Annotated in this window: 25 protein-coding genes; 8 read left to right on the forward strand and 17 right to left on the reverse strand. The window is 37.8% G+C overall.

Annotation, left to right across the window (positions count from 1 at the left end; all coding sequences use genetic code 11):
* Positions 1-33 precede the first annotated feature (33 nt).
* The 8 genes from GR160_RS04465 to GR160_RS04495 form a co-directional block, all read right to left on the reverse strand.
* Entirely contained in the window at positions 34-687 is a 654-nt protein-coding gene (locus tag GR160_RS04465) for a nitroreductase (protein ID WP_160748622.1), read from the reverse strand.
* Between the two features lie 10 nt (positions 688-697).
* Positions 698-1,780: an RnfABCDGE type electron transport complex subunit D gene (locus GR160_RS04470; protein WP_160748623.1), complete on the reverse strand. Its 1,083-nt coding sequence runs from the start codon at positions 1,778-1,780 to the stop codon at positions 698-700.
* A 12-nt stretch (positions 1,781-1,792) separates the two neighbouring features.
* On the reverse strand, positions 1,793-3,043 hold the full coding sequence (gene rsxC, locus GR160_RS04475; RefSeq protein WP_160748624.1) for an electron transport complex subunit RsxC: 1,251 nt from the start codon (positions 3,041-3,043) through the stop codon (positions 1,793-1,795).
* Complete coding sequence (locus GR160_RS04480) at positions 3,040-3,978, reverse strand: FAD:protein FMN transferase (protein WP_160748625.1); 939 nt, start codon at positions 3,976-3,978, stop codon at positions 3,040-3,042. The genes rsxC and GR160_RS04480 overlap by 4 nt, the downstream gene beginning before the upstream one ends.
* Positions 3,959-4,279, reverse strand: coding sequence for a hypothetical protein (locus GR160_RS04485; protein ID WP_160748626.1), 321 nt, complete (start codon positions 4,277-4,279; stop codon positions 3,959-3,961). The genes GR160_RS04480 and GR160_RS04485 overlap by 20 nt, the downstream gene beginning before the upstream one ends.
* Before the next feature lie 174 nt (positions 4,280-4,453).
* Positions 4,454-6,148: an energy-dependent translational throttle protein EttA gene (gene ettA / locus GR160_RS04490; protein ID WP_160748627.1), complete on the reverse strand. Its 1,695-nt coding sequence runs from the start codon at positions 6,146-6,148 to the stop codon at positions 4,454-4,456.
* Positions 6,149-6,203: 55 nt separating this feature from the next.
* Positions 6,204-6,380 (reverse strand): CAL67264 family membrane protein, encoded by a 177-nt coding sequence (locus tag GR160_RS19270; protein ID WP_237421173.1) that lies wholly within the window; start codon positions 6,378-6,380, stop codon positions 6,204-6,206.
* A 77-nt stretch (positions 6,381-6,457) separates the two neighbouring features.
* Positions 6,458-7,291, reverse strand: coding sequence for a S1 RNA-binding domain-containing protein (locus GR160_RS04495; RefSeq protein ID WP_160748628.1), 834 nt, complete (start codon positions 7,289-7,291; stop codon positions 6,458-6,460).
* A 160-nt stretch (positions 7,292-7,451) separates the two neighbouring features.
* Between GR160_RS04495 and GR160_RS04500 the strand changes: the two genes are divergently transcribed.
* From GR160_RS04500 to GR160_RS04530, 7 genes are read left to right on the forward strand one after another with little or no spacing between them, the layout of a single operon-like run.
* A complete protein-coding gene (locus GR160_RS04500; protein ID WP_160748629.1) occupies positions 7,452-8,216 on the forward strand; it encodes a Rossmann-like and DUF2520 domain-containing protein in 765 nt (254 codons plus the stop codon).
* Entirely contained in the window at positions 8,200-8,727 is a 528-nt protein-coding gene (locus GR160_RS04505; RefSeq protein WP_160748630.1) for an HAD family hydrolase, read from the forward strand. The genes GR160_RS04500 and GR160_RS04505 overlap by 17 nt, the downstream gene beginning before the upstream one ends.
* 57 nt (positions 8,728-8,784) lie before the next feature.
* Complete coding sequence (locus GR160_RS04510) at positions 8,785-9,687, forward strand: UbiA family prenyltransferase (protein WP_160748631.1); 903 nt, start codon at positions 8,785-8,787, stop codon at positions 9,685-9,687.
* Positions 9,674-10,267: a Maf-like protein gene (locus GR160_RS04515; RefSeq protein WP_160748632.1), complete on the forward strand. Its 594-nt coding sequence runs from the start codon at positions 9,674-9,676 to the stop codon at positions 10,265-10,267. The genes GR160_RS04510 and GR160_RS04515 overlap by 14 nt, the downstream gene beginning before the upstream one ends.
* Positions 10,268-10,269: 2 nt before the next feature.
* Positions 10,270-10,797, forward strand: coding sequence for a mechanosensitive ion channel domain-containing protein (locus tag GR160_RS04520; protein WP_160748633.1), 528 nt, complete (start codon positions 10,270-10,272; stop codon positions 10,795-10,797).
* A gap of 23 nt (positions 10,798-10,820) precedes the next feature.
* Positions 10,821-13,304, forward strand: a complete 2,484-nt coding sequence (locus tag GR160_RS04525; RefSeq protein WP_160748634.1) for a PIG-L family deacetylase — start codon at positions 10,821-10,823, stop codon at positions 13,302-13,304.
* Between the two features lie 4 nt (positions 13,305-13,308).
* Positions 13,309-14,385 (forward strand): tyrosine-protein phosphatase, encoded by a 1,077-nt coding sequence (locus GR160_RS04530; protein WP_160748635.1) that lies wholly within the window; start codon positions 13,309-13,311, stop codon positions 14,383-14,385.
* 38 nt (positions 14,386-14,423) lie between these two features.
* On the opposite strand, the gene ychF is transcribed toward GR160_RS04530, so the two are convergent.
* Complete coding sequence (ychF, locus tag GR160_RS04535) at positions 14,424-15,518, reverse strand: redox-regulated ATPase YchF (RefSeq protein ID WP_160748636.1); 1,095 nt, start codon at positions 15,516-15,518, stop codon at positions 14,424-14,426.
* Positions 15,519-15,735: 217 nt separating this feature from the next.
* Between ychF and GR160_RS04540 the strand changes: the two genes are divergently transcribed.
* Positions 15,736-16,272, forward strand: a complete 537-nt coding sequence (locus GR160_RS04540; protein WP_160748637.1) for a hypothetical protein — start codon at positions 15,736-15,738, stop codon at positions 16,270-16,272.
* A 72-nt stretch (positions 16,273-16,344) separates the two neighbouring features.
* Here GR160_RS04540 and GR160_RS04545 read toward each other — a convergent pair whose 3' ends face one another.
* From GR160_RS04545 to GR160_RS04580, 8 genes are all read right to left on the reverse strand, one after another.
* Positions 16,345-16,578, reverse strand: coding sequence for a hypothetical protein (locus tag GR160_RS04545; RefSeq protein WP_160748638.1), 234 nt, complete (start codon positions 16,576-16,578; stop codon positions 16,345-16,347).
* A 121-nt stretch (positions 16,579-16,699) separates the two neighbouring features.
* Positions 16,700-16,930 carry a hypothetical protein gene (locus tag GR160_RS04550; protein WP_160748639.1) on the reverse strand — a complete coding sequence of 77 codons (231 nt, stop codon included), beginning with the start codon at positions 16,928-16,930 and terminating at the stop codon, positions 16,700-16,702.
* Positions 16,931-17,002: 72 nt separating this feature from the next.
* The gene (locus GR160_RS04555) at positions 17,003-18,538 is read right to left on the reverse strand and encodes a YifB family Mg chelatase-like AAA ATPase (RefSeq protein ID WP_160748640.1); all 1,536 of its coding nucleotides are present in this window, start codon (positions 18,536-18,538) and stop codon (positions 17,003-17,005) included.
* A gap of 131 nt (positions 18,539-18,669) precedes the next feature.
* Positions 18,670-19,359: an SDR family NAD(P)-dependent oxidoreductase gene (locus GR160_RS04560; protein WP_160748641.1), complete on the reverse strand. Its 690-nt coding sequence runs from the start codon at positions 19,357-19,359 to the stop codon at positions 18,670-18,672.
* Positions 19,360-19,445: 86 nt separating this feature from the next.
* The gene (locus GR160_RS04565) at positions 19,446-20,135 is read right to left on the reverse strand and encodes a hydrolase (protein WP_160748642.1); all 690 of its coding nucleotides are present in this window, start codon (positions 20,133-20,135) and stop codon (positions 19,446-19,448) included.
* Between the two features lie 43 nt (positions 20,136-20,178).
* Complete coding sequence (locus GR160_RS04570; protein WP_160748643.1) at positions 20,179-20,709, reverse strand: YceI family protein; 531 nt, start codon at positions 20,707-20,709, stop codon at positions 20,179-20,181.
* 250 nt (positions 20,710-20,959) lie between these two features.
* Positions 20,960-21,745 carry an alpha/beta fold hydrolase gene (locus tag GR160_RS04575; protein WP_160748644.1) on the reverse strand — a complete coding sequence of 262 codons (786 nt, stop codon included), beginning with the start codon at positions 21,743-21,745 and terminating at the stop codon, positions 20,960-20,962.
* Positions 21,746-21,770: 25 nt separating this feature from the next.
* The gene (locus GR160_RS04580; protein WP_160748645.1) at positions 21,771-22,517 is read right to left on the reverse strand and encodes an SDR family oxidoreductase; all 747 of its coding nucleotides are present in this window, start codon (positions 22,515-22,517) and stop codon (positions 21,771-21,773) included.
* Between the last annotated feature and the right edge of the window lie 29 nt (positions 22,518-22,546).

The raw sequence follows: 22,546 nt of genomic DNA on the forward strand, positions 1-22,546 counted from the left end.
TTAGCGGGTTTGTATACTCAGTCTTATTCGTAACTATTCTATAATTTTTACTTTTTGGGCAAAACGTTTTGGAGCAACAGGTGCTTCAGCCGGATAGCCTAAAGATATGTTTATGGCAACTTCATAGCCATCAGGTATATTTAAAAGTTCAAGAATGTCTTTATTATCGGGATTATTTAATATTGATACCAGTGTACCCAACGGGCATGTTCCCAGGCCTATTGCATGAGAGCTAAGTAAAATGTTTTGAAGGATAATACCACTGTCAAGATAGCTAATGTCACTGCTCTTATCTCGTGCAATTACAATAAGGGTTGGTGCATTATGAAAAATACTGAATCCGGGTTCTTTATAGTGTGCCGCACTACCCTGAAACTCTTTACCCTCTGCAAAATTTAAAAAGCGTTGGTTTATTTCTTTTAATATTTCCTGGTTTTGTACCACACGCACTTCCCATGGCTGCTTGTTTAAGGCACTCGGAGCATATATAGCACTTTTCATTATAGTATCTATTTGTGCTTTGGTTACCTGTTGTGCTGTATACTTCCTTATAGACCTTCGGGTAAGTATATTATCTAATATGGCCTGCTTTTGAGAGCCTGTGTAGGTGGTTTGCTGAATAGGTGCTGCATCGTTGCAGGAAACAACAATGGCAGCAAGCATTACAAGCATAAGTATTTTTTTCATAAAATATTTTTTAAATTGGATTTGAAATTTTATTACTGAAAGAAAAATTGAATTTGAAGATCATATAAATAATGTAAGCATATACCAGATAATGGATTAAACCATAATAGTGTGCAGATAATAGTGCCATTACACCTCCCAATATTAAAAGAGTAAGGAGGAATATTTTTTCTGCAAATGATTTAAAGTCGGTTTTATGACCCCACACCCGTGGCATAAATATTTCATTGATCTTAAAACAAAAGCCATTGAGCAACAATATAGAAAATGACATATATTCAAAACGCACGCCTGCCAGTATAAAAAAAAAGGCGCATAGCCCGATCATAGCTCCATAATAAAGTTTGCCGTTTGGTGAGTTGGGGCTGGAGGGCATATCTGTTGCCATAAATAGTGCTCCAAGTAAAACGCCTCCGGCAGAATATTTAAGGTCGTCACCATCATTAATGAGCCAAAAGCAAATGCTGAATACAAGTAGCAAACCAAAAGGAATGTGCCATGAAATGCGTTTTCTTACAAGCAGATATAGTCCGCCTAAAGCAATCGCTGCTACCGAATATTCGCCCATAGCCCCTGTAGTCTTATATAAAAGCCCTGCAGAATATTCATTAAAAAAACTGCCATTAGTAATAAAAACATCTGTCTCTTTGATTTTTATAAATGATTTTGTTGCCCATATAGATGCAGATGTCATTACCGGGAAAAAAACAGTCATAAATTCACGTCCAACAAGAGCCGGATTAAAGCGATTCTTTCCCAATCCACCCCAAAGCAGCTTACCAAACAATATAGCCGTAAATGCACCAAAAGCAACAACATATAATGGTGTAACCGGCGATAGCGTAAAAGACAATAACAGTCCTGTTATAATGGCCGATCCGTCAAATATGGCATTCCATTTTTTAATGAGTATAACCGAAAAAATAAAATCGGTAAATAACGCTGTTCCTACACCTGTTCCAATAATAAGCAATGCCTGCATGCCATAAGCAAAATATGCTATAGCCACCAAAGGAAACAGTGCTATTATAACATCTGTCATTACCGACAACGTGGAGTTATATTTAGGTTTTATATACGGGTTTAAATTCATTACATTTATTATTTAGCTTGCCCTGAGTGCTTGCTTTCCTGCAAAAATATTTTTCATTAGCGGTATATCGCTGGGGCACACATAGGCGCAGGCACCGCATTCTATACAATCGTTAAGGTGTAGCTGTAACAGTTTTTCTGTATCCTGTTGTGCTTCTGTGCGAACAAATTCCATAGGCATAAGCTTTTGTGGGCAAACATCGGCACAGTAGCCACATTGTATACAGTTGTAATTATTATTCTTATGTTCAGGAAGAATTAATAAACCTCCTGTACCTTTATGTATCGGGGTTCGATCATCATCAATAGCTTTGCCCATCATAGGGCCTCCAAGTATTACTGTTTGATCGGAGGTTTTATCTTCCAACCCAACCTTATTAATTATAAATGAAACGGGTGTACCTACTTTTACTATGTAATTGCCCAAATTTTTAGCCTTTTCACCGGATATTGTTATAATTCTTTCGACATAAGGTTTGTTGCTATAAAAGGCATTATATACAGCCCAAAGTGTTCCTACGTTGCTAACTACAATACCGTGCTGAGACGGCACACAGCCTTTGGGCAGCTCTTTTCCAGTAACCGATTTTATAAGTTGCAGCTCGCCACCCTGAGGGTATTCATTAGGCAATAAATGAATTTTAATTCTCTGTTCAGATAAATTTGATGCTAACAGCTTTTTAAGTTCTTTATGCTGCTTTTCTATGGCAATCACAACCGTTTTGGCATTAATTACTTTTTGAAGCAAACCGATAGCTTTTACCAAAGCCATACTTTCGTTTTTTAGAATTGCATAGTCAGCACTCAAATAGGGTTCGCATTCGGCTCCGTTAATTATAAAAGTATCAATAGGACTGTCGTGTATGTTATATTTAAGATGCGTTGGGAAGCGTGCTCCGCCACTGCCTTCAATACCATATTCTTTAAGTCCCAACAAAATATCTGCGGCCGATAATCTTTCGGGCTTCAAGGCAGGCAACTCATATTCATCCTCCTTAAAATCGTTGAGGAGTTTTACGTGAGGTTGCCCATTAATATCTTCTATTCCCTGAACAATTCCAGATACAGGTGCATGTATACAGCATGCAAAGGTTCCTGTTAATTCGGCAATTTTTTGGTGTTTTTTTACGGTTGTACCAGGCTGTACGAGTAGCTGCATTATACCTTTGTAGCCCTGCAACGGTACATATAATTCAGGAGGATCTGCAAATGCAGTTATTGGTATATGCTTTGTTTTATTTTTTAAAGATATAATATGCATCATATTTTTAGTGCTTTAAACGGTGCATAATCTGTTGCTTTTATATAACCCTGCTGTGTAATGAGATAAGCTTCAAAATCAAAATGGGCTTTTAATTCGGTTGTAACGGCTTCAAAGTTTTCTTCATTGATGCTAAATAATGCCGTAGACAGGACATCGCTCAAAAAGGCACTTTTGCAAATAATACCAACCTGTATGTTTGCCGAAGGATTGCCTGTTTTAGCGTTGATTATATGCCCGTATTTTTTGCCGTCTATAGTTATAAACCCCGATATGGCTGCTGATAAAGAGAAACTGGCATTGGAAATATTAATATTGCCGAGCTTTTCATCTTTTTTAAAAGGATGAGGCAAGTTTATGTCTCTTGGTACATATTGACCCTTGTTAATTGAATATATAGTACTTCCTCCGGCATTTATAACACCATTGGTCACTCCTTCTTCAATAAGTTGTTTTACCAATACATCTACTGCAAAAGCTTTTATAAAAGAACCTGTAATTATTTCCTGATCTTTACCGATCATTACTTTTAAACCATCCAGTTTTATTTTAGTATGATCAACCTTACTGATCGCCTTTTGTAATTGTTCTTTTAAAGGAACAATACTCGAACCGTTATTGTAAAATCCCCAAAGCCTTAGCAGAGGCATTACAGTAATATCATAGGCACCATTGCATATCTCACTTATTTTAGAAATACTTTGAAGCATTATTGCTGTGTTCTCATCAATATCAGTCCAATGTCCTGCGTTGGTGTTTATATTATTAAATATAGAGCCCTCTGTATATGAATTATACTGTTTGTCAATATATTCAAGCAGCGCAAAACCACGCTCTAATATACTTTCATGACAGTCAGCAGGTATTTTTATCCTGATGTTACAATGAAACAGTTTCCTGGTTTGTGATAGGTAAGTGTTATTGGCTGTCTGTGGCATCTTCGTCGGTATCTGTTTCAACTTTAGTTTTACCCTTCTTCAGTGCTTTAAAGTTGATCTTGCCAACATTTACGACCTGAAAATAAAATTCAGGATTTTTCCATTTCTTTGTAACAGAATCATATTGAAGTTTTTGACTGTCAAACTGCTGGTTAAGAACTTCTTTTTGTATCTTTAATAAATCCTGCTGTTTTTGTATTTCTGCACGTTCTTCCTGAAGTTCATCCCAAAGATCACGATTGCCAAAAATCAGCAGTCCAACTCCCAGAATATACAAGAAAACCGGTTTTACTTTCATCATTGTGATTTTGCCTTTTGGGTAAAAATACATATTTATGCTTTTTTTTGAAGCAATTAAGTGATGTATTTAATTGGTCATTGGAGAAAGCAATAAGCGAATGAATTAAAGAACACTCAATAAAAAAGCCGTCTGAAAAAGTTTCCAGACGGCTTGAAATCTAAATAGGGTTACCAATTAACCACGTATAAGTTTTTTATATTTAATTCGCTTAGGAGTTAGATCACCTCCAAGGCGTTTTTTACGATTCTCTTCATATTCAGAGAAGCTGCCTTCAAAAAAGTACACTTCAGAATCGCCTTCAAAAGCAAGAATGTGTGTACATATCCTGTCAAGAAACCACCTGTCGTGACTGATTACTACTGCACAGCCTGCAAAATTTTCAAGACCTTCTTCAAGAGCTCGAAGTGTATTAATGTCAAGGTCGTTTGTAGGTTCATCCAGTAACAGCACGTTGCCTTCTTCTTTAAGAGTCATTGCAAGGTGCAGCCTGTTGCGCTCTCCACCCGAAAGTGTAGCAACTTTTTTGTTTTGGTCACTTCCGCCAAAATTAAAACGGCTAAGGTAGGCACGGCTGTTTACCTGGCGTCCGCCCATCATTATAAGTTCCTGGCCATCGCAAAAGTTCTCCCAAATCGATTTCTCAGGATTAATATTTGCATGGCTCTGGTCTACATAAGCAATTTTTACAGTATCACCTACTTCAAACTCACCTTTATCAGGTTGTAGTTCGTTCATTATCATTTTAAATATGGTGGTTTTACCGGCACCGTTTGGCCCAATTATACCCACAATACCTGCCTGTGGTAACCTAAAGTTCAGGTTATCATACAATACTTTTTCTCCAAAAGCTTTTGCTACGCTTTTAGCCTCAATAACATTGGTTCCAAGCCTAGGGCCATTAGGTATATATATTTCCAGTTTCTCGTCAAGCTCTTTCTGATCTTCGTTTAGTAGCTTGTCATAGTTTTGTAAACGGGCTTTTTGCTTCGTCTGGCGGCCTTTAGCACCCTGACGTACCCAGTCAAGCTCGCGCTCAAGAGTTTTGCGGCGTTTAGAGGCAGTCTTCTCTTCCATTTCTAAACGCTTAGCTTTTTGGTCAAGCCAGGACGAGTAGTTTCCTTTCCATGGAATACCCTCTCCCCTGTCTAACTCAAGTATCCAGCCAGCAACGTTATCAAGAAAATAACGGTCGTGAGTAACGGCAATTACTGTACCTGCATAGTGCTGTAAGTGCTGTTCTAACCACAATACACTCTCAGCATCAAGGTGGTTGGTAGGCTCATCTAACAATAAAACATCTGGTTGTTGCAACAATAAACGACAAAGTGCCACACGTCTTTTCTCCCCACCCGAAAGAACACTTATAGGGGTGTCAGGTTCCGGTGTACGAAGGGCATCCATGGCAATTTCAAGTTTAGTATCAAGTTCCCACGCATTGGATGCGTCTATCTGATCCTGCAGCACAGCCTGGCGTTCCATCAGTTTATCCATTTTATCAGGATTCTCATAAACTTCCGGGTCGCCAAAACTGTCGTTTATTTTATTGAACTCGTCAAGCAATGCAACCGTTTCGGCTACACCCTCACGCACAATTTCAATAACTGTTTTAGTTTCGTCAAGTTTAGGTTCCTGCTCAAGATAGCCCACGGTATATCCGGGAGCAAATACCACATCACCCTGATAGTTTTTATCCTGACCTGCAATAATTTTTAATAAGGATGATTTACCCGATCCGTTTAGACCAAGGATACCAATTTTTGCTCCGTAAAAGAAGCTAAGGTATATATCTTTAAGTACAGGTTTATTTGCGCCGGGATAGGTCTTGCCTAACTTCGACATCGAGAATATTACTTTCTTATCGTCTGACATTTTTTAAATGTTTATTTTGTTTAAAGTTTCAGGTTTATTTTAAAGTTGATTGCTGCTATACGCGCCCTTTAAGCGCATTGAAAACCCACGCAATAGCAAAAAAGCCCACACCTACGGCTGCAAAACCATATCCGGCAACTTCCGTATATTTAAATGCACCAAGCCCTACCAACAGCAATCCCATCAATATCATTATAAAGGTAGCCCATCCCAGCACAGTATTTTTATTCATCATCTTCGTTTCTGTTATTTAAAAAGCAAATATCGGTAAGTTTTAATTATTTGTAAAACACATAACCTTAAAGTGTGTTAAGCTTTTACAAGATAAATTCCGTCTTCTTTAATTTCAATAAGTTTTTGTTTGTAGAGTGTTCCTATAGCCTTTTTAAAAGCCTTTTTACTCATTTTAAGCACCGTTTTAATATCTTCCGGATGACTATCATCATTTAAACGAAGAAAGCCTCGGCTTGCCCTCAATTCATCGAGTATTTTTTCGGCATTGGGTTCAATGCTTTCAAAACCGGGTTTTTGCAGGCTTACATCAATTTTTTTATCCGCGCGAATGGCTTTTATATATCCGGTAATACGGTCGCCTGTATGCAGGTCATCATACACTTCATTAGTATATAGCAGACCTTTATGACGTTCGTTTATTATTACGTTTATTCCAAGATCTGTAATGTGAGATACTATAAGGTCTACTTCCTCGCCTATTTCAAGTGTTATATCATCATTTTTAAGAAACTGGCTCAGCTTGCTCGAACCCACAAGGCGGTTAGATTTTTCATCTAAGAACATGTGTATAAGATAACGCTTGCCTTTTTCCATTGGGCGTGCCTGTTCTTTAAAAGGCACAAAGAGGTCTTTTTCAAGCCCCCAGTTCATAAAAGCCCCAAATTTATTGGTATAGCTCACACGCAGCAACGCAAACTCATTAAGATAAATATAAGGCTCTAAAGTAGTGGCAACCAAACGTTCTTCGTGGTCAAGGTAAACAAAAACGGTCATTTCATCACCTATTTCAAATTCCTTGGGCACATATTTGTTGGGCAGCAGTACATCATCTTTACCATCGCTTAAATAAATGCCCACACTTGTATCCCTGGCAACTTTAAGGGTGTTGTATTTTCCTAATTCGATCATTATTGCAGTATTGAAGCTGCAAATGTACAAAGAATAGCAACAGGAATTATTAGGTTGCCACAGAGAATAAATTTGAATAAACAGCCTTACACTATTGCCTAAACTAATCTTTTGTAATTATGCTTAGGAGCGGCATGTATTATTTTTTAATTTAGCTGCCATGTTAAAGGTAGTAATTATAGGTTCGGGCAATGTGGCACAGCATCTCATAAAGGCATTAGATGTAGCCAAAAATGTACAGTTGGTACAGGTTTATGCACGAAATCCTGAAAGTTTAAACTACCTACTTCCTATAGATAAAATAACTAATTCGTTTAGCGAATTGAAGGATGCGGATGTTTATATTATTGCCGTTAGCGATAATGTTATTGCGCAGGTTTCGGCTCAATTGCCATTTAATGATAAATTAGTGGTACATACATCGGGCAGCACAGGCTTAGAGCAAATACAGGGCAATAATCGCCGTGGTGTATTTTATCCATTACAAACATTCTCTAAAAATAAGGAGATAGACTTCAGTACTGTTCCGCTATGCCTGGAAAGCGAGTTTGAAAGTGATTATGCTATACTGCAAACGCTGGCACATGCGCTTTCTAATAGTGTCTACCAAATAAATTCTGCACAAAGGCAATCGTTGCATGTTGCCGCAGTATTTGCCTGCAACTTTGTAAACCACCTTTATAAAATTGGTAACGATGTTTGTAATGAAAAGAATATACCGTTCGGTATCCTTAAACCTTTAATACAGGAAACCGCCGATAAAATAAACTATTTAAGTCCGTTAGAGGCACAAACAGGGCCTGCTGTGCGTAACGATACGGCAACATTACAGCGCCATCTTAATTTTTTAGAGGACGAAAATCAAAAAGAAATTTATACACTTTTAACCCAATCGATACAAAAAGCACATGAGCAAAAGCTATAAAGAAATAATGAATGATATTACCACATTTGTTTTTGATGTGGATGGGGTACTTACCGATGGTACTATACATATTGCACCAAATGGCGAAATGCTGAGAAACATGAACATTCGCGATGGATATGCCATGAAAGCCGCTGTAGAAAATGGTTATACAGTATGCATTATATCGGGTGGATTAAACGAAGGTGTTCGCATACGCCTGCGAAACTTAGGCATTACAGATATTTATTTGGGAGTAGCTAACAAAGTGGAGACTTTTGATGAGTTTACGGATATTTACAATATTAAGCCTGAACAGGTGTTGTATATGGGAGATGACATTCCTGACTATCATGTAATGAAGTTAGTTGGATTGCCTACCTGTCCGCAAAATGCTGCACCCGAGATCAAGGGAATAAGTAAATATATATCACACATTAAAGGAGGCGAAGGCTGCGTGCGCGATGTTATTGAACAGGTTATGAAAGTTCAGGGCAAATGGATGGAGCATTTTAATGCCCGTTACGACTAATAAAAAAGAGATTTCAGATAAAAAGATAAGAGACTGTAGTTAACAGATAGATTAAAAATGAAACTGATAAAATTGTTTGGCCTGCAAAATGTGTTATTGCTGGCATTAGGCATGTTTATTTTTAAATATGGCTTTTTAGATTTGCAGGCGGGTACTGATTTGGCTCTTAACCAGTGGCAATATGGGCTGATGGTTTTAGCCTTTATGCTTATTGCTGCAGGTGGTGCTTTTATTAATAATGTTGCAGGAGTAGGAAAAGAGAATACCACAAAATACTCAGAGTCTACGGCTTATAATATTTACATTGCCCTTACTTTGGTTGGCGTTGGTCTTGGCTATTATATAGCCAATTTTACAGGTAGACCAATGTTTTCAGGAGTATTTATTGCCGGGGCTGCTACATTATATATTTATGCTACAAGCCTTAAACAAACCATATTGGTAAGCAATATCCTTATTGCACTAACCATAGCTTTGCCATTTGTTGCCATTGGAGTGTTTACATTGTTCCCTATGCTGGCCGACCATAACCGTGTACTACTGGCAACATTATTTGACCTTATGTTGGACTATGCTCTTTTTGTATTTGCAATTGGGCTGCTTATTACTATGGTAAAAGATCTTGCAACAATTGATGAAGATTATAATGCCGGTATAACCACCCTGCCCATAGCACTTGGCAGGGCACGTGCACTTAAAGTAGCTCTTGCTTTTACCATTGTACCTTTATTAATGTTGTTTTATTATGGTAATAAATATATTATCGACCTCACAATATCATTGGGTTACGGTTTGTTGTTCATTGCGGGGCCGTTGGTATATTTTATACTAAAAGGCTGGAGTGCCAAAACGCAAAAAGACTTTATTCATTTAGAAACGGTGCTAAAAATTGCATTGTTCTTTACGTTGTTATCAATCACGGTTATAACCTTAAATATACAGTACAATGCTAAAGGATAAATTAAAAAACTATAGGCTCGTGCTTGCTTCGGGATCACCAAGAAGGCAACAGTTTTTGCGTGACCTTGATGTAGATTTTGAAATTAGGGTTAAGGATGTAGAAGAAATTTATCCGGACTATTTACAGGGCACTGAAATAACTGATTTTTTAGCACTACTGAAGGCGAAAGCTTTAGATAATACACTTTCTGAGAACGAAATTGCTATTACCAGCGATACTATTGTTTGGCATCAAAATAAAGCTTTGGGGAAACCAAAAGATTATGATGATGCATTTGGCATACTGCGTTCGCTTTCGGGTAAAACACATGAGGTAATTACATCAGTATGCATAAAAAGCATTAACAAAACAGATGTTTTTAATGAAACTACAAGGGTTACTTTTAATAACCTATCGGATGGTGAAATAAAATATTATCTTGATAATTATAAACCATTTGATAAAGCAGGAGCCTATGGCATACAGGAATGGATAGGTTTGGTAGCCATTGCCAAGATAGAAGGCTCCTATGCCAATGTTGTAGGCATGCCGGTAGACAAAGTTTACCAATATTTATGTAAATTTACAGAAAGCCTATAAATATGTTGGATACAGAGTATAACAGAGAAATTTTGCGTACCCTAATAGTGGTGCTTTCCTTTGTACTCATCAATTTTTCGGTAAAAAAACTCACCCGAAAATATGCTAAAGGAGTACATTTATCTGAACATCGCACTAACTTAATATCCAAATATATAGACTTTTTTATGTTCGCCCTCATCTGCATTATAATATTTGCAGTTTGGGGTATTAAGTCTGACGATGTTTTTGGATTTATTGGCACCACCCTAACCATAATTGGTGTTGCTTTTTTTGCACAATGGTCTATACTAAGCAACATTACCTCAGGCATCATTATGTTCTTTACATTCCCTTTCAGGATAGGAGATGTAATACGCATACACGATAAAGATTTTCCTATAGAAGCTCAGATAGAAGACATAAAAACATTCCATACTATTTTGCGTAACCGCGAAGGTGAGCTTATTACCTATCCAAACAGCCTGCTTTTGCAAAAGGGCGTAAGCATTGTACCCATAAAGCAGGACGATAAAGAATTTTTTGATTAAAGGCCAAAGCCTTATTTTGTATTATGAAAAGATTAGTTGCCTCTCTCCTATTAATAACCACTCTTTGCCATGCCCAGCCCGAAAAACCTACTTCGGCAGAAATATACCACAAAGTAGAAAAACTCAACTTTCTTGGGTCGGCATTATACATAGCCGCCCACCCCGATGACGAGAACAACCGACTTATATCGTTTTTGGCAAATAACACCATGGCACGCACCGGATACCTGTCATTAACCCGTGGTGACGGCGGTCAAAACCTTATAGGGTTGGAATTAAGAGAATTATTAGGGGTTATACGTACACAAGAACTTATAGAAGCCCGTAATATAGATGGCGGCGAACAGTTTTTTAGCCGTGCCAACGATTTTGGTTTTTCTAAGCTGCCCAACGAAACCCTGCAAATATGGGATAAAAAGCAAGTGCTTCAGGATATGGTTTGGGTTATACGCAACTTTCAGCCCGATGTGATCATTACCCGCTTTGACCACCGCTCACCTGGCACTACACACGGGCATCACACTTCATCGGCCATGCTTACGCAGGAGGCTTTCGGTTTGGCTAATGATGCTAAATATGAACCCTCTCAACTGCAATATACCCAAACATGGCAACCAAAACGGGTACTGTTTAATGTGTCTTGGTGGTTTTTTGGAGGAAAAGATAAATTTGAAAAGGCAGATAAATCTAAATATGTAAACCTGCACACAGGTACCTACTATCCGCTTTTAGGCAAATCAAATCAGGAAATAGCAGCACTTAGCCGCAGCAGGCATAAATCACAGGGATTTGGAAGCACCGGAGAGCGTGGCGACGATATGGAATATTTAGAGCTTATAAAAGGTGATAAGCTTAATGACAAACAAAACCTTTTTGAAGGAATCGACACTTCATGGAACCGCGTTAAGGGTGGAAAAAATATAGGAGAAGCCATTACCGCAATATTAAAAAGCTACGACTTTAAAAATCCGGCAGCATCTATACCGGCATTGGTTAAAGTATATTCGCAAATAAGCCAGCTTGAAGACGGTTACTGGAAAAAACAAAAGCTTAAAGAAATTAAAGAAATCATTGCTGAATGCGCAGGCCTATATCTTGAAGCTGTTGCCGAGCAACAATCAGTTACACCCGGAAGTAACCTTAAAGTGCGTTGGGAAGCTATCAACCGTAGTGATGTTACTATGAAACTGTCTTCGTTAACGTTACTTCCGCAAAATAAATCTTTATCTCAAAATGTAGCCTTAGATAACAATGTAGATCAGGGTACGACTCTTGACGTTCAATTGCCTGAGAATATTGCCTACACATCTCCATACTGGCTAACCGAAAAAGGAACATCGGGCATGTATAAGGTAAATGACCAGCTCAATATTGGCAAGGCAGACATTATACGCGAGTTGGCTGTAATGTTTACTATAGATATTAACGGAGTGCAGATACCTTTTGAGCGCACTATAGTGTACAAATTTAACGACCCTGTTAAAGGTGAAGTTTATCAGCCGTTAGATGTTGTTCCTGCTGTTACAACACGCATACTTAATAAAGTGCAATTGTTTACCGACACAAAAGAGCAAACGGTTAGTATCAAAATAAAAGCAGGACAGGACAACTGCAAAGGCGAACTTAAATTTGAACTGCCACAAGGGTGGAAAGTTTCGCCCGCTGCAATTCCTTTCGACCTTAAAATAAAAGGGAGTGAAACGGTTGTAAGCTTTAAAGTTACCCCACCGGAAACGCCAATGGAGGCTACAGGGCGCAGCATTGCCGTTATAAATGGTAAAGAATATGACCGTGAGCAGACTATAATAGACTATCCGCACATAGACCAGCAAAATGTATTGTTGCCATCTACCGCAAAATTTACCAAAGTAGATCTTAAAATTGAAGGTAAGAAAATAGCTTATGTTATGGGCGCTGGTGATAATATCCCTGAAAGTTTAAAGCAGATGGGCTATGATGTAACGCTTATTACTACAGAAGATATCACTGCCGAAAAACTTAACGGTTTTGATGCGGTAATGATGGGAATACGTGCCTACAATGTACAGGAAGACCTGGCATTTAAACAACAAATATTGTTTGACTATGTGCATAATGGCGGCACTATGCTTGTACAATATAATACACCGGGCAGGCTCGCAGTAAAAGATATTGCCCCCTACCCGCTTAGAATTTCCGGAAAAAGAGTAACAGATGAGAACGCTTCGGTTAAATTTTTAGATCCTGCACAAAAGGTTTTAAACTATCCTAATAAAATTACTGCTAACGATTTTAAAGGCTGGGTTCAGGAACAGGGATTATATTATCCTGATGACTGGGCTAAGGAATTTACTCCTGTATTTTCTTCTCATGATAAGGGCGAAGAAGCCTTAAAAGGCGGACTGCTTGTAGCGCAATATGGCAAGGGCCATTATATTTATACCGGACTAAGCTTTTTTAGGGAATTGCCTGAAGGTGTGTCTGGTGCTTACAGGATCATGGCTAATTTGTTAGCAGCAGGAAAATAATATCATGAAAATTGTCTACGTTTCTTTTGGTTTAGTGCTTTTAACATCGTGCAGTACACAACTGCCCGAACGCTTTTACACACCTCCACTTAAGGAAAACAATTATATTGAAAATCGCAAGGGGGAGTACGAACTGCATTTAAATGGAATAAATAGTACTTCCGAAATTAAAGACCCAACAGGAAAACGGTTTACGATAAATAGTGATACAGTTTTTGCTGAAAGAGACCTAAATACGAGGCCTTATTATACTATAAATACTGACAGCGGTATTGCTGTGCTTTCTAACCGCCATATTTATTTTAAGCATGCTAATAACTTTAGGGATATTGGCGGACTTAAAACAAAAGATGGGTTAACAGTTAAATGGGGACTTATATACAGGTCTGACAATCTTTCTAAACTCAGAAAAAATGAATTTGAAAAGTTTGAGGGTTTAGGTATTAAAACTGTTTTCGATTTAAGGACTGCCAATGAAGTATATGAAAAGAACGACCATTTGCCGCAAAGTGTGCAACATGTACATCAACCTATTGTGCAGGACAGCCTGAACGAACTTGGCACTATAAAAAAGAAAGTTATAAAAGGAGATGTAGATGCGGCTCAGTCATTTCAATTTATGACCGAACTGTATACAACGATAATAGCAGATAATATCCCTCAACTTCGCAGTACTTTACAGCAGATATTTGAAGCAGACACGCCTGTACTTTACCACTGTTCTGCCGGAAAAGACCGTACAGGTATTATAACAGCTTTGATACTCTCAATACTTAAAGTAGACAGACAGACTATTGTGAACGAATATTTGATGTCTGATTATTACCGTTGCGAAAAACTTGAAGGTATAATGAAAAAAGTAAAAGTAGCAAGGATTATTAAACCAAAACTCGCCACAGAAACTATACAAAACCTCATGGGGGTAGATGAGCGCTATTTAAATGCGGCCTTTAATGTTATAGATACAAAATTTGGAGGTATCGATAATTATATAAAAAACCAGTTACAAATAGACGACGCCCAGAGGCAAGCTATCATAAATAAATATACATACAGCATATTAACAAAAAACCCGGAGTAAATTAATGCTCCAGGTTTTTGTTATTGTTTAAAATTATATTATACGTTAAACCTAAAGTGCATTACATCACCATCTTTAACAATATATTCTTTGCCTTCTACACGCAGCTTGCCTGCTTCTTTAACCTTAGCTTCGGTACCATAAGTTACATAATCATCATACGCAATTACTTCAGCACGAATAAAGCCTTTTTCAAAATCAGTGTGTATAACACCGGCAGCCTGCGGTGCCGTATCTCCAATATTAATGGTCCATGCCCTAACCTCTTTAACCCCGGCAGTAAAATATGTTTGCAGGTTTAATAATTTATAAGCTGAGCGAATAAGTACTGATGCTCCCGGTTCTTTAAGTCCAAGATCTTCAAGAAACATCTGGCGCTCTTCATAAGTTTCAAGCTCCGTAATATCTGCCTCAGTGCCTACAGCAAGAAACATAACCTCTGCATTTTCATCTTTAACAAGTTCGCGCACCTGCTCTACATAGGCATTACCTGTAGCAGCAGCACCTTCATCTACATTACAAACATATAGTACAGGTTTTGTAGTAATAAGCTGGAAGCTTTCTATTAAAGCAATTTCATCTGCAGATTGTGGTACTACTGTACGCGCAGATTTTGCCTGTAATAAAGCATCTTTAATACGGTCTAACAAAGCAACTTCTGCCTGAGCCTCTTTACTGCCTACCTTTGCCGCTTTTTTAGATTTTTCAAGACGTTTTTCTACCGTTTCAAGGTCTTTTAGCTGTAGCTCTATATCTATGGTCTCTTTATCTCTAATAGGGTTTACATTACCGTCTACGTGTACAATATTGTCGTTATCAAAACAACGAAGCACGTGTATAATAGCATTACATTCTCTAATGTTACCTAAAAACTGGTTGCCAAGCCCTTCACCTTTGCTGGCCCCTTTTACAAGACCGGCAATATCTACAATATCTACCGTTGCAGGCTGTACACGTTCAGGATTTACAAGTTGTTCCAGTTTTTCAAGCCTTGGGTCAGGAACATTTACTACACCCACATTTGGCTCTATAGTACAAAATGGAAAGTTAGCACTTTGTGCCTTAGCGTTAGACAAACAATTAAAAAGTGTTGATTTGCCCACGTTTGGCAATCCTACTATTCCTGCTTTCATGAAAATACTGTTTTTTAAGGCTGCAAATATAGGGGTTTTACATTTAATACAATAGTTACTAAGATGTTCAGTTTTTATATTCTTTTAAGGCACTGTATATGATATAGAGATATCCATAATAAATCTCTTTAACTTTATAAATACATTATATTTTTGTAAAAATTTATTTAACAATAGACTTATAATTTTGTGGTATAAACATTTAAAGACAACTAAAATGAAAAATATCGCAATAGCCATACTGTTTGCTACGGGGCTTGCAGCCACGGCACAGGTAAATCAGAACGTTACAAAAGAAAGTACCACAACTACTGTAAAGGTAAATGACGGTAGCGGTAAAACCAAAAAACTGGTTAAAACTAACAATACCGAATCGGTTAATCAAATCCAGATTAAAGATGCCGATTCTAAAAAGCTAAATAAAGAATCAGTTGAAGGAACTCCTGTTGTAACAACCTCTACTACTGTAGAAAGGGATAATGGATTTAACGCCAGAGTTGGGCAAATAAGCAATTATCAAATGGGTGGAAATGACTATATTTTCGTTACAGAAAAAGCAGGTTACAGGATAGCTACCCCTGATAATAAAGATTATGCCAAGGTTCGCAAAACGTCTAACGGGCAATATATCTATAGGACAGGTACATCAACATCTGTTGGATATTTTAATGCATCGGGAGATTTTGTTGTAGAGACGTATGATGATAAAACCGATGGTATGACAGTGGAAACCTATACTAAGGTACAGAAATAGAATATACGAATAAATTCAAAAATTAAGAGGCTGTCTAAAAGACAGCCTCTTGCATATAGAGTTCTGAAGTTGTTATTTTACTTCTTTAATTCCGGATAAAAATATCCAACGCATAAATATTTTTTCTTCTCCCTGAAATTTCGCAACCTGAAATTTAGGAGAGAGTATGGTAGAGGCTACAAATGCTGCAAGGGGTATCCATATACCACTCAATCCTGTAAATTTTTCAGCAAGAAAATATACCAGTAAAAATACGGGTGCAAAACCCAAAAAATTGTATAAAAGTGACTTTACTTTATTGTTCAAAACTTTAAATATTTGTATTGTTTTAATTTGAGATTATTGTTAGCAATCAATAATCTCTTGTGATTGTGGTTTAGAATATCAGATAAATAATTATAATCGAAAGTAATGCTTTTTGTTCTACTTAATTATTTTTTTTAGCATTCATTATTTGCCACTGATCGTTAAGGTATTTTACCTTATGTACTTCTTTCATTATCAATTCGTGCTCTTCGGCATAATATTCAGATGTTTTGTCAGTTTCATTATCAAGGTCTTCTGCCCTTTCAAGAATAACATCCATAACGGATTGCAGTTTATCTTTAACTAATTGCGGCATTGATGCAAATAGATCGTTTAATTCCTGTTTTAGCATGGCTTGTATGTGTTTTATTCAATAAAGGTAAAGATAAAATCTTAATTCTGAAATCAAAAATCTTAAATCCCTCTATCCCAGCCATCCATCTCTATCCAGGCTTCTGTATTGTATTGCTTCAGCAATATGATTGGGTTGCACATTTAAACTATTATCAAGATCGGCAATAGTACGGCTAACTTTCAGTATCCTGTCATATGCCCGCGCCGAGAGGTTCAGGCGCTCCATGGCATTTTTTAATAACTGTAAAGAAGCATCGTCAAGCTGGCAATATTCGCGTATTTGCTTGGCGCTCATTTGAGCATTATAATGCACGTTTTCAAACTCTTCAAAACGCTTTGTTTGTATTTCCCGTGCTTTTGTAACCCGTTTACGAATGTTTACGCTACTCTCAGCTTTTTGATTATCAGAGAGTTTATCAAAAGGCACAGGAGTAACTTCGATATGAATATCTATACGGTCTAAAAGCGGCCCCGATATTTTACTAAGGTAACGCTGCATTTCGTGAGGTGACGAACTTACAGGTGCATCAGGATCGTTAAAATATCCGCCCGGGCTTGGATTCATACTGGCAACCAGCATAAAACTTGACGGGTATGTTATTGTAAATTTTGCACGGCTTATAGTAACCTCTCGGTCTTCCAGCGGCTGGCGCATTACTTCGAGCACTTCGCGTTTAAATTCGGGCAGTTCATCAAGAAACAGTACCCCATTGTGTGCCATAGAGATCTCTCCCGGCTGCGGAAAGCTCCCTCCTCCCACTAACGCCACATTAGATATGGTGTGGTGCGGACTTCGAAAAGGCCTTTGGTTCATTAATCCTACATTTTTAAGCTTACCTGCCACGCTGTGAATTTTTGTGGTTTCAAGTGCTTCACGCAATGTCATGGGTGGCAATATGCTGGGCAGTCGTTTAGCCAGCATGGTCTTACCTGCACCCGGAGGCCCAATAAGAATAATGTTGTGCCCCCCGGATGCAGCAATTTCCATACAACGTTTTATACTTTCCTGTCCTTTAACATCGCTAAAATCGAATTCAGGAAAATCAAGGGTTTTGTAAAATTCTTCACGAACGTTTATAACGGTTGGCTGTATTGTTCCGCGGCCTTCAAAAAAGTTAATGATCTCAGTAACATTTTCAAGTCCGTAGCAATCAAGTCCGGCAACAATAGCAGCTTCTTTTACATTTGCCTTTGGCAGGAAAAAACCTTTATACCCTTCTTCTTTAGCCTTTATGGCAATGGGTAGCACTCCTTTTATGGGCTGTAAAGACCCGTCGAGTGATAACTCTCCCATTATGATGTACTTATCAACCTCATCGGCTTTTATTTGGCCGGATGCCGCAAGTATGCCTACTGCCAAGGTAAGATCGTAAGCAGAGCCTTCTTTACGCATATCTGCGGGAGCCATGTTAATGGTTATTTTTTTTACAGGTAACTGATAGCCATTATTTTTTAACGCTGCGGCTATGCGATAACTACTTTCTTTTACTGCATTATCGGGTAAACCTACAAGATGATACCCCACCCCCTTATCAATATTAACTTCCACGGTTATGGTGGTGGCTTCTACCCCAAATACAGCACTCCCGAAAACTTTTATCAGCATATAAAATTTTTAAGGGAGTGAAAGTATATAAAATATTTTCCGACAAACTGAGGAAATCCTTAATTTGAGAAAAACAGTTATAAAAAAGGTTTTACCTTTTCTTAATATTCATTCTCTTATGCAACAGGCTTTTAATTACTTTCTGCTAATAATGAATAATTGTTATTGTAATGAAAATATGCCTCTACCCCGGTAGCTGCCAGTACAAAAGGTTCCTGATTAAAAAGCTCACTTACCCGTGTAGCAATAGTTTCCTGTTTGGATAGTTCTGTAATTCCCAAAGAAACGGCATCGAAAATATTAATGTTAGCCACCTGCCTTAGAGAATATCGGAGCATATTGAAGTAGGAAACTATAGATTTTACAACTTCCGAAAATAAAGGCTGTTGATTTAAAGTGTGCGATATAGTAACTGGAGAAAGGTCTATAATGGCCGAATTCCTGTTCTTTTGCAAAAGCGGTAAAAGCATTTCACTTATATATATTCCTGCAAGATAGCCTGACGCCAGGCGCTCTTTACAGGGTGTTGCCTCAAATATTTGAGAATTGCGGTAATCCTGCCCGGCATTGTTTATAAAAATATTAAGCTGAGGATATTCTGCAAGCACTTTATCGGCCAGTTGGTTAACTCCCTCTTCGGTACTTACATCAAAGTGTAGCGGAATAATGTTAGGGTTGTGCAGTACAGCATCGGCAAGTTTGTGCTTACAAATGCCTGTTATGAGTACTTTGTTACCTCTATTTGCTAATTTTTGAGCGATAGCCAGCCCCGATCCGGTGCAGCCTCCTGTAATAAGTATAGTGTTGTTAGTTGGTTTCATGATGTATATTTTAAGATGTAATGTTTTCTATAGTGATGGTTTTTAAAGATGCCGGGGCCGTATATAAGCAGCCCCGGCAGTAAAAATTAGTGTTTAATAATTGCCCTTGAATATTGTATGCCTATACCATAAGCACCTCCATATTTTACTACAAGGTCTGTAACCGCTTTATAGGTTTCGGCTCTTGCCCAATCACGTTGAAGCTCTAAAAGATATTGCAACGATGTTACCGGCCTTGCCCCTGCCTGTACCATACGGGTTATGGCCTGATCGTGTGCTTCTTTGCTAACATCGCCACAGGCATCTGTAATAACATATACAGTGTAGCCTTCATCTATAGCCGATAATACTGGTCCAACGATGCACACAGATGTCCACAGGCCCCCAATGACAAGGGTTTTGCTTCCTTTTGCTCCAACAGCTTTATAAGCATTGACATCTTCCCAAAAGTTCATGGTAGTGCGGTCTATATAATTAGATGTTGCTTTAGGATAGACTTCCTGTATTTCAGGAAATACAGGGCCACTAAAGGTATTCTCTGCTACAGTGGTAACAATGGTTGGTACTTTAAAGATTTTTGAAGCTCCTGCCACCAATGCCGTGTTGTTGCGCAACTGGTCGATACTGATAGAAGTAATAGGAAACGCCATTTGGCTTTCATGATCAACCAAAACAAGTGTATGGTTTTTTGGAGTTAATAACTGTGCACTTGGTTTCTGTGCAAATCCTGCAAATGTTGTTAGCAATAATGCCGCTGAGTAAATTAGATTTTTCATGATTTAAAATTTTAAGATAAATTATTGTTTAAGAATTGATTAATTATTGTTTTATAAACTGTAGGTTTATATCAAGACGAACATCATCACCCACCAGCATTCCGCCGGTTTCGAGTGCGGCATTCCATGTAAGACCCCAGTCTTTACGGTTAATTTTTCCGGTAATGATGAAACCCGTTTTTATTTTTCCCCATGGATCTTTCAACAGTCCGCTAAACTCTGTATCAAAAGTTACCTCCTGTGTTATTCCTTTTATAGTAAGGTTGCCTGTAAGTTTATAGTTAACCTCGTCTAATTTTATAAAGGATGTAGCCTCAAATGTTACTTTAGGAAACTGTTCCGCATCAAAAAAATCAGGGCTCATTAAATGTGCATCCCTGTCTTTATTATTTGTTGTTAAAGAGTTTATAGCCCCGTCAAATTCAACAGTTCCATTTTCAAAAACATCGATATTGGTTTCCATCAGTGCATTAAAATTTTGTAGTTTGCCAGATACATTGGTAAACATCATGTGTTTTACCTTAAATCCAATTTCGGAATGTGCAGTGTCTAATATCCATTTTATCTTTGCCATGATCTTCTGATTTTTAAGTTTGGTTGATTAAATTTTCATGCTCGATAAAGTAATTCCAAACAGCTTACCAAAATCACAAAAACCTATAAATCAAATGTTTATAATTTAACATACTTTTCTAAACCACGTTATTTCGTTGTTTTATATTGATATTTAGCTGATTAAACACAATATAAAACACTGGTTTTTAGACTCCTAAAAAAAACAGCCACCTGTTGAGGTGGCTGTTTATATACTAATTTGCTTATTCTTAAAGTCCATTAATCCAGTCTTTAGCAAAGTTGGCTTCATCCTGCCATGACGGCAATCCCAGCACGTAGTGATTTTTACCCTCAAACTCTTTATAATTAGTGATAGAGTTACTGTTTTTATATTTCTTATAATTGCTATAGTTTAAAGATGCTGGCATAATATGATCTGCACTACCGGCAATAAACAATAACGGTGCATGCGGTTTTTTAAAATCTATTTTACCCTCGGTTCCTAGTGGGCCTCTTAGTACCCTACGTGATTCGGGTATGGTGTTTTTTTCATACGATTCTTTTTGTTCTTCTAACGACATACCGTTAGTAAAAGCGTACTGCCATTCGGAAAAGCTCATTAAGTGTGTTTTTTTAAGTGAACTAAAGAGCCCGAGGGGTTTCCATAACGACCTGAAAAATGAAAATTTAAATGTTGTAACTCCCTGTGGAGGAACAGAGTGTATTGCAATACCGGCAACTCCAAGTCCGCGTTGCAAAAGCATCTGGACTGTTAACCCTCCCAGAGAGTGACCTATGAGTATTGGTTTTTCATCGAGCTTAAGAATAATATTTGCATAATAATCTACCAGCTCCCCATAACTAAGATCTGCCAGGTCTGTATCATTAGGTTGCCTTAAACGCAATTGCGCTGCCGTACCTTTTTTAAAAGGCCAAGGCTCGTTTATGCATTTGTATCCTAAATTCTCAAAATAATTTACCCAGTTACCCCAGCCTTCGTGTGTTACAAAAGCCCCGGTTACAAAAACAATTGTTTTAGATTTTATAGTATTCATGAAATTTTATATTATTGATTGTTATTTAATTAGATCCACTATTTAAAGCCTCCAGTGCTGCTGCCGGAGATGAGAGGAATAGCTTGTAAAAATCGGCAGTACCTGCAACGTGCTTTTCATATTCATTTTTGTTCAAGGCATCTAAAACATCATATGCCACATATACAGGGCTTATGCCTTTGCTGCCACCTATTTCGGCAGAAAAATCAGTATCTACGAAAGGAGGCATTATTTCGAAGACTTTAATATTTGACACTTTTTCAAGGCTGATGCGCAACACCTGAGAGTAGCTGTGCAGCGCAGCTTTACTGACGCCATAGGTTGGTAACGACATTCCGGGAGCAAACGCTGTAATAGAAGATATGTTTACAAAAGCAGCTTCCTCCTGTTTTTTTAACTGTGAAATGAGTAATTCTGTTAAACGAACCGTAGAGAGATAGTTGGTTTGAATTTCCTGCGATGCCCTAGTATAGGCATCGGCGTTATCATCGGTTAGTTTGTAGTAATGGGCAAGCCCTGCATTATTTACTACAATATTTAACTCAGGAAATTCTGCCCCGAGCCTTTGCACTAAGTTTTTAACATCTGCCTCATTAGTAATATCTGCTGCAATAGTTGTAACATTATTTAATTGTAATGCTGCTTTTTGCAAACGCTCCGGGCTGCGACCTGTAATAATAACCTTATTTTCCTGAGAAAATAATTTAGCCATTTCAAATCCTATTCCTGAGCCGCCTCCGGTAATAAGTATGGTATTGTTCTTAGTTTTCATGATATAAAAAATTATGGTGTTACTTTTTT

This window comes from Flavobacterium sp. Sd200 (assembly GCF_009826935.1).
Lineage (GTDB): Bacteria > Bacteroidota > Bacteroidia > Flavobacteriales > Flavobacteriaceae > Flavobacterium.

Coding starts and splice junctions, on each gene's coding strand:
- GR160_RS04465 (WP_160748622.1), bottom strand. CDS start 687: ATGAAAAAAATACTTATGCTTGTAATGCTTGCTGCCATTGTTGTTTCC.
- GR160_RS04470 (WP_160748623.1), bottom strand. CDS start 1,780: ATGAATTTAAACCCGTATATAAAACCTAAATATAACTCCACGTTGTCG.
- rsxC (WP_160748624.1), bottom strand. CDS start 3,043: ATGATGCATATTATATCTTTAAAAAATAAAACAAAGCATATACCAATA.
- GR160_RS04480 (WP_160748625.1), bottom strand. CDS start 3,978: ATGCCACAGACAGCCAATAACACTTACCTATCACAAACCAGGAAACTG.
- GR160_RS04485 (WP_160748626.1), bottom strand. CDS start 4,279: ATGATGAAAGTAAAACCGGTTTTCTTGTATATTCTGGGAGTTGGACTG.
- ettA (WP_160748627.1), bottom strand. CDS start 6,148: ATGTCAGACGATAAGAAAGTAATATTCTCGATGTCGAAGTTAGGCAAG.
- GR160_RS19270 (WP_237421173.1), bottom strand. CDS start 6,380: ATGAATAAAAATACTGTGCTGGGATGGGCTACCTTTATAATGATATTG.
- GR160_RS04495 (WP_160748628.1), bottom strand. CDS start 7,291: ATGATCGAATTAGGAAAATACAACACCCTTAAAGTTGCCAGGGATACA.
- GR160_RS04500 (WP_160748629.1), top strand. CDS start 7,452: ATGTTAAAGGTAGTAATTATAGGTTCGGGCAATGTGGCACAGCATCTC.
- GR160_RS04505 (WP_160748630.1), top strand. CDS start 8,200: ATGAGCAAAAGCTATAAAGAAATAATGAATGATATTACCACATTTGTT.
- GR160_RS04510 (WP_160748631.1), top strand. CDS start 8,785: ATGAAACTGATAAAATTGTTTGGCCTGCAAAATGTGTTATTGCTGGCA.
- GR160_RS04515 (WP_160748632.1), top strand. CDS start 9,674: ATGCTAAAGGATAAATTAAAAAACTATAGGCTCGTGCTTGCTTCGGGA.
- GR160_RS04520 (WP_160748633.1), top strand. CDS start 10,270: ATGTTGGATACAGAGTATAACAGAGAAATTTTGCGTACCCTAATAGTG.
- GR160_RS04525 (WP_160748634.1), top strand. CDS start 10,821: ATGAAAAGATTAGTTGCCTCTCTCCTATTAATAACCACTCTTTGCCAT.
- GR160_RS04530 (WP_160748635.1), top strand. CDS start 13,309: ATGAAAATTGTCTACGTTTCTTTTGGTTTAGTGCTTTTAACATCGTGC.
- ychF (WP_160748636.1), bottom strand. CDS start 15,518: ATGAAAGCAGGAATAGTAGGATTGCCAAACGTGGGCAAATCAACACTT.
- GR160_RS04540 (WP_160748637.1), top strand. CDS start 15,736: ATGAAAAATATCGCAATAGCCATACTGTTTGCTACGGGGCTTGCAGCC.
- GR160_RS04550 (WP_160748639.1), bottom strand. CDS start 16,930: ATGCTAAAACAGGAATTAAACGATCTATTTGCATCAATGCCGCAATTA.
- GR160_RS04555 (WP_160748640.1), bottom strand. CDS start 18,538: ATGCTGATAAAAGTTTTCGGGAGTGCTGTATTTGGGGTAGAAGCCACC.
- GR160_RS04560 (WP_160748641.1), bottom strand. CDS start 19,359: ATGAAACCAACTAACAACACTATACTTATTACAGGAGGCTGCACCGGA.
- GR160_RS04565 (WP_160748642.1), bottom strand. CDS start 20,135: ATGAAAAATCTAATTTACTCAGCGGCATTATTGCTAACAACATTTGCA.
- GR160_RS04570 (WP_160748643.1), bottom strand. CDS start 20,709: ATGGCAAAGATAAAATGGATATTAGACACTGCACATTCCGAAATTGGA.
- GR160_RS04575 (WP_160748644.1), bottom strand. CDS start 21,745: ATGAATACTATAAAATCTAAAACAATTGTTTTTGTAACCGGGGCTTTT.
- GR160_RS04580 (WP_160748645.1), bottom strand. CDS start 22,517: ATGAAAACTAAGAACAATACCATACTTATTACCGGAGGCGGCTCAGGA.